The following is an 11972-nucleotide window of genomic DNA, read 5'->3' on the forward strand; positions in this document are numbered from 1 at the left end:
ATGGAAAGCAAACTGCTCGAATATTACAACCGTGAACTGGCCTATCTGCGCGAGATGGGCGCGGAGTTCGCCGAACGCTACCCGAAAGTGGCGGGGCGGCTCGGCATGCGCGGCATCGAAGTGGCGGACCCGTACATTGAGCGCCTGATGGAAGGTTTCGCCTTCCTGACCTCCCGCGTGCAGATGAAAATGGACGCCGAATTTCCGCGCTTTTCACAGCGTATGCTGGAGATGATTGCGCCAAATTATCTGGCGCCTACGCCGTCGATGGCGATCGCTGAAATTCAGCCCGACAGCAGCAGGGGCGACCTGAGCAAAGGCTTTATTGTGCCGCGCGGCACCATGATGGACAGCCTGGCGCTGAAAAAAACCGGGGTTACGTGCAGCTATACCACGGCGCACGAGGTCAACCTGCTGCCGTTAAAAATTGAGCGGATCGAGCTGGGCGGCGTTCCCGCCGATCTGCCGCTGGCCCAGCTCGGCCTGAGCCAGCGGGGGATCAGCAGCGCCTTACGGATCCGCATTGCCTGCGATGGCCCGCAGCATCTCGGGCACCTGGACTTTGACCGCCTGGAGTTCTTCTTAAGCGGCCCGGACATCGAGGCGCTGAAGCTGCTGGAGCTGGTGATGGAGCACCACGCGGGTATTGTCTGCCAGACGGTCAGCAAGCAGCCCCAGCGCCAGCTGCTGTCGTCTGACGTCCTGCGTCAGGAAGGCTTTGATGCGGACCAGGCGCTGCTCCCGGACGATCTGCGCAACTTCGACGGCTATCGCCTGTTGCAGGAGTACTTTGCGTTCCCGGCGCGTTTTCGTTTCATCAGCCTGAGCGGGCTGGGCAAGCTGATCCAGCGCTGCGAAGACGAAAAAGCGTTTGATATCTTCATTCTGCTCGACAAGAGCGACGATCAGCTGGAGCGCGTGGTGGATGCCAGCCACCTGGCGCTGCATTGCACGCCGGTGATCAACCTGTTCCCGAAAGTGGCGGCCCGGCAGAAGCTGAGCGAAAGCCAGCATGAATACCACCTGGTGGTGGATAACATCCGCCCGCTGGATTATGAAATTTATGCCGTGAAAAAAATCTATGCCAGCGCGGATGGGCAACGGGACGACCAGACGTTTCGCCCGTTCTGGAGTACCTGGAGCGGAGACGCGGGCAACTACGGCGCCTATTTTTCCCTGCGCCGTGAGCAGCGCGTTCTCTCGGAACACGCGCTGCGCTATGGCACCCGCACGGGCTATATCGGCTCGGAGGTCTTTGTCTCGCTGGTGGATGCGCAGCACGCGCCGTGGCAGGAGAATTTGCGCTACATTTCCGCCGAGGTGCTGTGCACCAGCCGCGACCTGCCGCTGATGCTCCAGCAGGAGCTTGGGCAGTTTATTATGGCCGACTCCATGCCGGTGAAGGCGTTAACCCTGCGTAAAGGCCCGACGCCGCCGCGTCCGGCGCTGGCGGAAGGGTTCAGCACCTGGCGGCTCATTAGCCAGCTGCAAATGAACTACCTCAGCCTGATGGACAGCGAAAACGAAGAGGGCGCTGCCGCGCTGCGTCAGCTGTTAGGGCTATACGCCAACCTCGCCGAGACGCCGGTTGCTCGTCAGGTGGATGGCGTACGCCACTGCGTGCTGGAGCCGGTGCACCGCCGCGTGCCTGAACCCGGCCCGGTGGTGTTCGCCCGCGGGATCGGCATCACCCTGACGGTGGACGAACGCGCCTTTTCCGGCGCCAGCCCGTGGCTATTTGGTAGCGTGCTGGAACGCCTTTTTGCCCGCCTGGTCTCCATCAACAGCTTTACGGAGTTCACGCTCAAGAGCCAGCAGCGGGGTGAAATCGGCTACTGGGCGCCGCGCATGGGTAAAAGGGCTCTGGTATGAGTGAAGTTGCCCCTGCAACGCTGCGCGTGCATCGCCTGACGCCGCTGCCCGATGCATTCTGGCGCGGAGTGCGCGAGACGCCGTGGCGCTACGATCTGTTCCAGCTGTTAAGACGTATTGATGCCCAGGGCGGTGAACGTTACCCGCTGGGGCGCGCGCCGCTGCCGAAATTTGAGCCGCTGCGTATTGGTCAGCAGCCTTCAATGGGCTTTGCGCCGTCAACGGTTGCTGAGGTCCGGCAGCGGGAAGAGAACGGGCTGCATGAGGTTTCCATACTGAGCTTCGGCCTGTTTGGTCCTAACGGCCCGCTGCCGGTGCACATGACTGAGTATGCCCGCGAGCGTATTCATCATCATCAGGATCACAGCCTCAGCGCGTTTGCCGACCTCTTTCACCACCGCCTGACGCTGCTGTTCTACCGCGCCTGGGCGGACGCGCAGCCTGCCGTTTCACTGGATCGCGACGACAACAGGCGCTTCGAAGGGTATCTGGCATCGCTGATTGGCATGGGGCAGCCTGCCCAGATGTCGAAAGGCAGCCTGAGCGCGCACGCCCGCTTTACCCACGCCGGGCACCTTACCCGCCACGGACGGGACCCGGAAGGGCTGGAGAAGATCCTGCGCAACTATTTCAACGTGCCGGTCAGGCTGGTGGCCAACGTCCCGCAGTGGATGCCGCTCTCAACGCGGGAGCAGGCACAGCTGGGGGAGGGGCGTCGCCTGCCGCGCATGGGGGAGTCCGCTTTTCTCGGCATTGCGGTACGCGACGTGCAGCATAAATTTCGGCTTGAGATTGGCCCGTTGAGCGCAGACGACTACAACCGTTTTCTGCCGGGCGAAGGGTGGGTCACCGAGCTGCGCGACTGGGTGCGACAGTACGCCGGGGTGGAATTTGAATGGGAAACACGGGTGATCCTGTGCGCCGATGCAGTGCAGGGCGCCACGCTCGGCAGCGCCGGGCGATTAGGGTACAACACCTGGCTCGGCCTTCAGCCTCAGCCTGTTCCGCGTGGCGATCTGGTGTATCGCGCAGAGCGATAATCCTTCCGTATACCGAATCATTGTTAATGGAAACTAACATGTCAGAAATTAGCCGTGCCGTGCTTTTCGGCAAACTGGATACGCTGTTATTTACCTCTCTGGAAAGCGCGACTGCCTTTTGTAAGCTGCGCGGCAACCCGTACGTTGAGCTGGTGCACTGGCTGCATCAGCTGATGCAGCAGCAGGATGGCGATCTGCAACAGGTCATCCGTCACTTCGCCCTTGATGAACAGCAGCTGACGCGCGATATCGTGGCGGCGCTGGATGCCCTGCCGCGTGGCGCGAGTTCCGTGTCGGATCTTTCCGAGCATATCGACAGCGCCGTCGAGCGCGCCTGGGTCTACGGCTCGCTGAAGTTTGGCGTCAGCCGCATCCGCGGCGGCCATTTGCTGATCGGCATACTGAAAACGTGGAATCTGGCGAACGTGCTGAAAAGCATTTCGGCGCAGTTCACCCGTCTTAACGTCGAGGTGCTGATCGAGCAGTTCGACGCCATTTGCGCCAGCGGCAAAGAGAGCCAGCAGGCCGCCGCCGCTGCGGACGCGCCTGCCGGGGCAGTACCGGCTGCGCAGGGCACGCTGGCGCAGTATGGTCAGGATCTGACGGCGCGCGCCCGGGAAGGGAAAATCGACCCGGTGGTGGGGCGCGATGAAGAGATCCGCCAGATGGTCGATATTCTGATGCGTCGTCGCCAGAACAACCCCCTGCTGACCGGGGAAGCCGGCGTCGGGAAAACGGCGGTGGTGGAAGGGCTGGCGCTGCGTATCGCTGACGGCGACGTGCCGGAGCCGCTGCAAAACGTTCAGCTGTGGCTGCTGGATATCGGCATGCTTCAGGCCGGAGCGGGCATGAAAGGGGAATTTGAGGCGCGCCTCCAGGCGCTGATTAACGAGGTGCAGTCCAGCGCCACGCCAATTATTCTGTTTATCGATGAGATCCACACCCTGATTGGCGCTGGCGGTCAGCAGGGCACCGGCGATGCCGCTAACCTGCTCAAACCTGCCCTGGCGCGCGGGCAACTGCGCACCATTGGCGCGACCACCTGGGCGGAATACAAAAAATACATTGAGAAAGATCCGGCGCTGACCCGCCGTTTCCAGACCGTACAGGTTCACGAGCCGGACGAAGCCAAAGCCGTGCTGATGCTGCGCAGCACCGTGTCGCCGCTGGAAACCCATCATCAGGTTTTACTCCTCGACGAAGCGGTCAGCGCGGCGGTGAAACTGTCGCATCGCTATATTCCTGCGCGTCAGCTGCCGGATAAAGCGGTGGCGCTGCTGGATACCGCCTGCGCGCGCGTGGCCGTCAGCCAGAGCGCGCCACCTGCCCAGCTGGAAGACTGTCTGCGTCACCTGGCGGCCCTGGACGTGGAGCTGGAGATTGCTGAACGCGAAGCGCGCGTGGGGGCGGGCGATCCGGCGCGTGTAGCGACCTTAACCGCAGAGCGTGACGCGTACGAAACCCAACGCGAAGCCCTGGCCCGTCGCTGGGAAGAAGAGCGCACGCGGGTGCAGGAGATTATCCGTCTGCGTGCCGCGCTGTTTGCGGCGGGAGATGAGGATACGGCTGAACTGCGCGGCCAGCTGGCAGAACAGCAGCAGGCGCTGAAGACCTTACAGGGTGACGAACCGCTGCTGTTTGCCGCGGTGGATGAGAACGTGGTGGCAGCGGTGGTCTCAGACTGGACCGGCATCCCGCTGGGCCGGATGGTGAAAAATGAGATCGACGCGGTGCTGAATCTGGCCGACACGCTGAACCAGCGGGTTATTGGCCAGCGTCATGGTCTGGAGCTGATTGCCCGTCGGGTAAAAACCTCGCGGGCGAAGCTTGACGATCCGAACAAACCGGTCGGCGTATTTATGCTCTGCGGGCCATCCGGCGTGGGTAAAACCGAAACCGCGCTGGCGCTGGCGGAGTCGCTTTACGGCGGCGAGCAGAATGTCATTACCATCAACATGAGTGAATTCCAGGAAGCGCACACCGTTTCGACGTTAAAAGGTGCGCCTCCGGGCTATGTGGGCTATGGTGAAGGCGGCGTCTTAACCGAGGCCGTGCGCCGCCGTCCCTACAGCGTGGTGCTGCTGGATGAAATTGAAAAAGCGCACCCGGACGTGCACGAGATCTTCTTCCAGGTCTTCGACAAGGGCTGGATGGAGGACGGCGAAGGGCGCCACATTGATTTCCGTAACACCATTATTATTCTGACCTCCAACGTCGGCACCGACCTGATCGCAGCCATGTGCGCCGACCCGGAACTGATGCCGGAGCCTGACGCGTTAAGCGGCGCCCTGCGCCAGCCGCTGCTGGAGGTGTTCCCGCCTGCGCTGCTGGGCCGCCTGCTGGTGGTGCCGTATTACCCGCTGAGCGACGAGATGCTGGGGCAGATTGTGCGTCTTCAGCTCAGGCGCATTCAGCGTCGTCTGGAAGAGAATCACAACATTATTTCTGAATTTGACGACAGCGTGGTCGAACAGATTGTTCAGCGCTGTACCGAGGTTGAGTCGGGCGGGCGTATGGTGGATGCGATTCTGACCAATACGTTGCTGCCTCAGATGAGCCAGATTTTACTTACCGCCAGCCGCAGCGACGAGCAGTACCGACGTCTGCATGTCACCTGCGAGCAGGGCGAGTTCCACTGTCAGTTTGCCGCGTAATAATCATCAAGAGAACTGTAAAAGATGACGGATAATGATAACAATCGGACTGTCCCAAACGCGCTCCCGGTCGGGTACCGTTTCAATGAGTTTGAGATAAAAGAGGTGATTGGCGGCGGCGGATTCGGCATCGTCTATCGCGCCTGGGATCACCAGCTCGAACGCACTATCGCTATCAAAGAATTTATGCCTTCCTCCCTCGCCGTGCGCGGCGAGGATATGACGCTGGTGCTGCGCAGCGAGCGCTTCGGCAAAGCGTTTTCTGCCGGTCTGAACAGCTTCATCCAGGAAGCCCGCCTGCTGGCGCGCTTCAACCACCCGAACCTGCTGCACGTATTGCGTTTCTGGGTGCAAAACGACACGGCCTATATGGGGACGCTGTTTTACAGCGGTACCACGCTGTCGCGTCTGCGCGAAGAGAAACCGGAGCTGATTAACGAGGCGTGGATCCGCCGCATGCTGCCAATGCTCTTCGGCGCCATCAAAACGATCCACGACGAGGGTTATCTGCATCGCGACATCTCGCTGGATAACATTCAGATTCAGGATAACGGCCTGCCGGTGCTGCTCGATTTCGGATCGGCGCGCCGCACCATCGGTAATCTCTCGGATGAGACGGAAACCATGCTGCGTCCGGGGTTTGCGCCTATCGAGCAGTATACCGACGACAATGAAAGCGAGCAGGGACCGTGGACGGATATCTACGCGCTCGGCGCCGTATTGCGCACCCTTATCGTCGGCTCTCCGCCGCCGGTCAGCGTGGTGCGTTCGATTCAGGATACCTGCAAACCGCTGGTGGAGCTGATGCCGCAGGGCTATTCCATTCCGCTGTTACAGGCCATCGACAAGGCGCTGGCGCTGCATATGGAAGACCGTCCGCAATCCATTGAGGAGTTTGCGGCGCTGATCGAGATGCCCGTCGCCGGTATCGACGAGGTGCTGACCGCGAAGAAGACCGGCACGATGCTGGTGCCGGTGGAAGAGGAGACATCTGCTTCCGCGCTGGACTGGCGACGTTACAAGCTTCCGGGGCTGGTGGCCGCGGGCGTACTGGTTGGGGTGGTTGCCGGTGCGATGCTGTTCGGCGGCGGCAGTCAGGAAACGCCAGCGCAGACGGCGCAAACGCCTGCCGTGAGCCCTCCGGCTGAGACCTCCGCCCAGGCGGAAACCAGACCGGCCACGGCTGACGTGAGCGAGCCGGTCGCGCCACCGGCTACGGCGCAGCAGAGTGCGCCGCCTGTCGACGCCAGCCCGGTCGCGTTGGTCTATATCCGCATGCTTGATGGCGAGACGCTGAAGGTGAACGGCGAGTCTAAAGCGCTGCGTCCGGGGAATAACGGTTACGCATCGCTGAAATTGCCTGCGGGCGAGACCCGCATTGAACTGGAAGGCAATGGAAGAACGCGTACCCAGACGCTGGATATTGCGAAGCCAGGCACCTGGCTGGTGAATCCGTAAGCCTGCGGGTAACAGGACGGAGCGAATGTATAACATCAAGTTTGTCTATCTGTTCCACGAGAACGTCTCGCCAGCGCTGTTTGCGAAAATAATCCGCCCGTCCGTTGCCGGACAGTGGATTATGTCGGTTCCCGACCACTCGCTGCGCTCGCTCTTCACGCGCTACGATCTGCTGCGCACGATCACCGGCGCGAATCCTTATCAGTCCGGACGCGATACCCGCACGCTGATCGCGCAGGATTTAGAGATGGGCAGAGTGGTTGCCATTGACGAAAGTTTTCGTGACTGGTCATCAGTAACGGAAATTTTTTACATCAATGCCAAAGGGCAACTCCAGGCTGCCTCGCTGGTCGGCCTGGGCTGGTATCCGGTAAGTACGATTGTCGACCGCTACGAAACCATGGTGAGAACGTACGGCTCTCGCCCTGCACCAACGGTACTGCCAAAACAGGTGGTGAAATCTAAAACGGCACAGGTGCCGGATGAACCTACTCCCGGCAAGGACGGTAAAACCTATGCCGGGCAGCTTCAGAAGATGACCAAAGCAGAGCGCTGGCAGGCGCGTAAAGATCTGATCGCGAAGGGGAGCAATAGCCTTTATCCGGATGCCCAGATCGCCGCTAAGCGTCTGGCGGCGAATAATATCGCAGTGGAAAAAGCGAAGCTTGCGGAAAATATTTATAAGACCGTGAACCCGCTGGAAACCACACCGGGCGTGCCGGAGGGGTGGACGGATATCAGTAATGACGATGCGCTGTTAGGAAAGTTCGGGCTGAACAAATCAATGCTCTTTGACGATGATACGTCCCCCAATTTTCTGGCGCGCGTCTATCAACCGAAGCCGGAAGTGTTTGGTACAGATATGAACCCCACGCTGGTATTCAGGGGATCGCGCGAGCCTGGTTTCGCCTCTCTGTCTGAGAATGTCTCCGCTTTACTGACCAAAGGGGAGCTGGCGCCGGTGGTAAACGGGGCTGACTGGTCGAATAACTTCTCACAGGGCATGGGTATGGCTTCAGATTATTATAAAAAGGCCGTGAGTATTGGTAAGGAGCTGGCAAGGTCAGGCCAGAATATTGATATTGCCGGTCATTCCCTTGGCGGTGGACTCGCCTCTGCAACCTCTATGGGCAGCGGGAAAGCGGGGTGGACGTTCAACGCCGCCGGCCTGAATGCCGGAACCGTAGAAAAATACGGCGGCAAGATATTAGGCAGTACGGATAATATTCAGGCGTATCGGGTTGAAGGTGAACTGCTGACGAAGATTCAGGAAGTTAACCCCTGGGAAGATCTGAAAACGATGAAAGGGCATGTCCCTTCGTGGATCCTCAAAGAGGAAATCTCTGCGCTGAGCCCTAATGCTGCCGGAATACCCCACGATCTTCCCGGTGGAACCGGAAGCGCGCTGGACCGCCACGGGATTAATCAGGCGATTGATTGCATAGAGCAGCAGAAGGATGAGGATATTTCGATAATCGGGAGTCGATTGTGAAAAAGCGGTTGATGGCTTTTGTCGCGTTATGTTTTTTATTCATGATTCAGGGGTGTAAGCAGGATATGGACCTTAATCCACAGGACTACTTCAGCGGTCAGCAGCTTGAACTGGCGAAAGCGATTGAAGAAGGCGATGTCGACGCGGTGAAGACGCTTGCACCAGACAGCGATCTTAATAAACCGGGAAAGCAGGATATGACCCTGCTTTTTTGGGCCATCGGCAACGCGATTAATGATAAAAAAACATCGCCCCATTTAAAGGTGATTACGTTGCTTGTTAAGGCCGGCGCAGATCCGCTCCAGCCTCGACCGCAGGGAAAAAGCAGCCCTGCCGAATTTGCCCTGAAGGGAGACAGCGCGGACTGGATCGATGCGATGCTGGACGGTGGCCTCTCACCCAACGTGAAAGATAAGGTCTTCCACGAACCGATCGTCTTCCAGTCGCTTAAAGCGAAAAATACAGAGACGCTGGAAGCCATGCTCGATAGCGGAGCAGACGTCAATGCAACCAATTCACTGGGTAAAACGTTGGTGTTTGATGCGCTGGATAACCAGGCTTACGATCATGTCTTGTTACTGCTCGATCGTGGAGCGGACCCGTCAGTTAAGGCTAAAAATGGCTGGTCAATGAGTAATGCGCTTGCGGACGCGCTGAGTGGACTGGATCGCGGCAGTGAGCAATACGAGAAGTTAAACGAAATAAAAGAGAAACTTATCCAGAAAGGGGGCGAATGGCCACCTGCGCCGGTTAAGTGATTGCTTAACGGCCATGAAAGTCAGAGATAAGATTTTCGTTTTCTGGGGATGCATGGATGCGCTGGCCATTGTGCTCTATTGTGCCCAGTCCGTGCGTCATGACAGGATCCCTTTTATTTCCGATATACACGCCTTCAGTACTGTTGTGAACACGCTGTCTGCTGGCGGGTATAGCGATCTGGTTACTCTTTTTTTTATTCTCGATTTCGTATTATTGGTATCGCTTTTTGCTTCAGCATGGCTCTTTTGCCTAAGCAAGCCCTTTGCGAGGAGATTGGCGCTCTGTCAGGAATTTTTGCGACTGGTCTCCTTTCGATGCTCTGTTTCGCTTTTTCCACTGGCGTTGGATTTGGCGGGTGAGTCGAACGTCTGGCTAAACGGCATTTTATTCATCTTTTCAGAGTTTTTGAAAATTTACACCTTGTGGATTTTTAATTATGAAAGGACTGCATCTCTCAAATGATTAATGATCTTTTTGCTTGGGGGGGTAGAAAGCAGTGTTCCGAAGTGCTATGCCGTTAATATGTTACTGGCAAGAGAATGATTTAAGTAATTATGTGGAAAAAAATCCGAATGATTATTGACGTTTCATGTGTAAATTCATCGATTTTTATTTTCGCATAAGGAGGCGTAATGCTCGATCTTCACAGCGAAGATGTTGTTATTAATCATTATGCCGATCGTTACCGTAACCTGATGCCGGTAAATAGCCGTAAGTCCATAAAGAGAATGGATACAGCAGAAGCGCATGCATTTGAAATATGGGATAAATCATTACCTCTCGTCGTATCGGAAACGAACTCACTCGATAAAGCAGTAGGCGCTTTAGTGGGGCTGGCTGTGGGAGATGCTGTCGGGACGGCGCAGGAATGTAAACGACGTGATAGCGAACTCATCAGTGATATGCAAGGAGGAGGGCCTTATCGGTTAAACCCCGGTGAATGGACAGCTGATACCTCAATGGCTCTCTGTGTGGCACAGACCTACCTTTGCAAAGAAATAATGCATACTGACGTTTTGCGCCAGTGGCTGCTCAAGTGGTATCAGACAGGTGAAAACAGTAGCACCGGGCGTTGTTTAGGTATTGGCAATACCACCCGTTTTGCGTTGGAACAATATAAACTTCTCGGCCCATCGTGGTACGGTAACACCGAGAAACATACCGCAGGCAACGCCGCATTGGTTCGTCAGGCACCCGTTTCGATCTTTCGTCGAAAATCGCTGCGGGCAATATATTTTGAATCCCAGTCGCAAAGTAGAGCGACACACGGTGCGGTGGAATCTATCAATGCGTGCCAGTATTTGGGCTTAATTCTTCACTATTTACTTAGTGGATATCAAAAAGAAGAGGCGTTCGAAGCTCATCTGTTCCCCTTGTGCGCTCGGGTGATGATCATTAACGCAGGTGAGTATAAGCAGAAAGTTCGTCATCAGATTCGCTCAAGCGGTTATGTTATCGATACACTTGAGGCCGCAATGTGGTCCGTATGGAATACGGATAATTTTCGCGATGCTGTCCTGATGGCCGCCAACCTGGCGAATGATGCCAGCAGCGTAGCGGCGACAACGGGACAATTGGCTGGCGCGTTATATGGTTACTCAGGTATACCGCAGCAGTGGAAAAATAAACTGATTCAGCATGAACGTATCGTCAGTATTGCAGATGAGTTATTTCACAACGCACCTGAGGATGATTTTCTTTGATTTTTCCTGACGCTAAAGGGTGAATTATGCATAAACAGTGCGTTACTGCGATGGATTATATCGAAAGTGCCTTGAGTGTCGTTCATCAACGGTTGTCTAAAAACCCTCATTTTTCCTTATACATCATGTGTATAAATCAGTTGATGTACATCAGGTCTGTTTTGGCAGGAAAGGAAAAGGATAAACGCTCCCTGCATTCATTAAATTTGGGGACACTAGCCTCAAAAGAATTCTCAACTACGGATGAATAACTGGCGAAGCATTTATCGAATGCAAATTATATAGCTTCCCAAATGGCCCAGGGTTTAAAAATAATTCTTCCACATGAACAAGACAGTGAATTTCTGCACAGAAAAAAAATATCGAATATAAAAAGCTTGCGCATATCTACAGACAGCTTGTCGAAACAATTCATCATTAAAATTTTTTTCAGCATAAACCATTACGGAATAAAGATTATGCTCAACCGAATTACCGTCCAGCTCCCGGTGGAGGGGCTGCTGTTCTGGAAACTCTCCGGCCGCGAGGCGATGTCCGAGTCGTTCGCGCTGACGCTGACCCTTCTCGGCACGGACGCGCGCATTGACCGCAGCAGGCTGCTGGGCCAGCCGGTCACGGTGACCATCCCGACGCAGAATCTGCTGACCTCCCGCTACATCAACGGTAAGGTGACGCGCGTGGCGGTGAGCGCCGTTGAGCTGACGGGCACCCGTTACGCGGTGTACCAGCTGACGGTGGAGCCGGACCTGTGGCCGATGAAGCGCGACCGTAACCTGCGTATCTTCCAGGGCCAGACGGTACCGCAGATTGTCAAAACCCTGCTGGCTGAGCATCAGGTTAACGTTGAGGATAAACTCACCGGCAGCTACCGGGTGTGGGACTACTGTGTGCAGTATCAGGAGTCGAGCCTGGACTTCATCAGCCGCCTGATGGAGCTGGAGGGGATTGCGTATCACTTCCGCCATGAGGCGGACAAGCATACCCTGGTACTGAC

The 11972-nt window shown here is 56.6% G+C and carries 10 protein-coding genes; all 10 read left to right on the forward strand.

All coding sequences use genetic code 11. The features are described from left to right. Complete coding sequence (gene tssF, locus ACOTW6_RS11805; RefSeq protein WP_213789268.1) at positions 1–1872, forward strand: type VI secretion system baseplate subunit TssF; 1872 nt, start codon at positions 1–3, stop codon at positions 1870–1872. Further along, on the forward strand, positions 1869–2912 hold the full coding sequence (gene tssG / locus ACOTW6_RS11810) for a type VI secretion system baseplate subunit TssG (protein ID WP_213789269.1): 1044 nt from the start codon (positions 1869–1871) through the stop codon (positions 2910–2912). The genes tssF and tssG overlap by 4 nt, the downstream gene beginning before the upstream one ends. A 38-nt stretch (positions 2913–2950) precedes the next feature. Continuing rightward, positions 2951–5566 (forward strand): type VI secretion system ATPase TssH, encoded by a 2616-nt coding sequence (gene tssH, locus ACOTW6_RS11815; protein WP_213789270.1) that lies wholly within the window; start codon positions 2951–2953, stop codon positions 5564–5566. A gap of 24 nt (positions 5567–5590) precedes the next feature. After that, on the forward strand, positions 5591–7024 hold the full coding sequence (locus ACOTW6_RS11820) for a serine/threonine protein kinase (protein WP_121478844.1): 1434 nt from the start codon (positions 5591–5593) through the stop codon (positions 7022–7024). 25 nt (positions 7025–7049) lie between these two features. Beyond that, positions 7050–8516 (forward strand): phospholipase, encoded by a 1467-nt coding sequence (locus ACOTW6_RS11825; RefSeq protein ID WP_121478845.1) that lies wholly within the window; start codon positions 7050–7052, stop codon positions 8514–8516. A gap of 11 nt (positions 8517–8527) precedes the next feature. Next, positions 8528–9274, forward strand: a complete 747-nt coding sequence (locus ACOTW6_RS11830) for an ankyrin repeat domain-containing protein (protein WP_176691879.1) — start codon at positions 8528–8530, stop codon at positions 9272–9274. 52 nt (positions 9275–9326) lie between these two features. Continuing rightward, positions 9327–9737 carry a hypothetical protein gene (locus ACOTW6_RS11835; RefSeq protein ID WP_239507221.1) on the forward strand — a complete coding sequence of 137 codons (411 nt, stop codon included), beginning with the start codon at positions 9327–9329 and terminating at the stop codon, positions 9735–9737. A 170-nt stretch (positions 9738–9907) separates the two neighbouring features. Further along, a complete protein-coding gene (tri1, locus tag ACOTW6_RS11840) occupies positions 9908–10978 on the forward strand; it encodes an ADP-ribosylarginine hydrolase Tri1 (RefSeq protein ID WP_121478848.1) in 1071 nt (356 codons plus the stop codon). Positions 10979–11028: 50 nt separating this feature from the next. Then, positions 11029–11229 carry an immunity protein Tsi6 family protein gene (locus ACOTW6_RS11845; protein ID WP_239507230.1) on the forward strand — a complete coding sequence of 67 codons (201 nt, stop codon included), beginning with the start codon at positions 11029–11031 and terminating at the stop codon, positions 11227–11229. A 207-nt stretch (positions 11230–11436) separates the two neighbouring features. After that, a partial coding sequence (locus tag ACOTW6_RS11850) for a type VI secretion system Vgr family protein (protein WP_421766256.1) occupies positions 11437–11972 on the forward strand: 536 nt, incomplete at its 3' end.

Source organism: Enterobacter cloacae complex sp. IR5403, from assembly GCF_049238705.1.
GTDB classification, from domain to species: domain Bacteria; phylum Pseudomonadota; class Gammaproteobacteria; order Enterobacterales; family Enterobacteriaceae; genus Enterobacter; species Enterobacter hormaechei_C.

Bases quoted from the DNA above. Each gene is read 5' to 3' on its own strand.
- tssF (WP_213789268.1), top strand. From the start codon at position 1: ATGGAAAGCAAACTGCTCGAATATTACAACCGTGAACTGGCCTATCTG.
- tssG (WP_213789269.1), top strand. From the start codon at position 1,869: ATGAGTGAAGTTGCCCCTGCAACGCTGCGCGTGCATCGCCTGACGCCG.
- tssH (WP_213789270.1), top strand. From the start codon at position 2,951: ATGTCAGAAATTAGCCGTGCCGTGCTTTTCGGCAAACTGGATACGCTG.
- ACOTW6_RS11820 (WP_121478844.1), top strand. From the start codon at position 5,591: ATGACGGATAATGATAACAATCGGACTGTCCCAAACGCGCTCCCGGTC.
- ACOTW6_RS11825 (WP_121478845.1), top strand. From the start codon at position 7,050: ATGTATAACATCAAGTTTGTCTATCTGTTCCACGAGAACGTCTCGCCA.
- ACOTW6_RS11830 (WP_176691879.1), top strand. From the start codon at position 8,528: ATGGCTTTTGTCGCGTTATGTTTTTTATTCATGATTCAGGGGTGTAAG.
- ACOTW6_RS11835 (WP_239507221.1), top strand. From the start codon at position 9,327: ATGGATGCGCTGGCCATTGTGCTCTATTGTGCCCAGTCCGTGCGTCAT.
- tri1 (WP_121478848.1), top strand. From the start codon at position 9,908: ATGCTCGATCTTCACAGCGAAGATGTTGTTATTAATCATTATGCCGAT.
- ACOTW6_RS11845 (WP_239507230.1), top strand. From the start codon at position 11,029: ATGGATTATATCGAAAGTGCCTTGAGTGTCGTTCATCAACGGTTGTCT.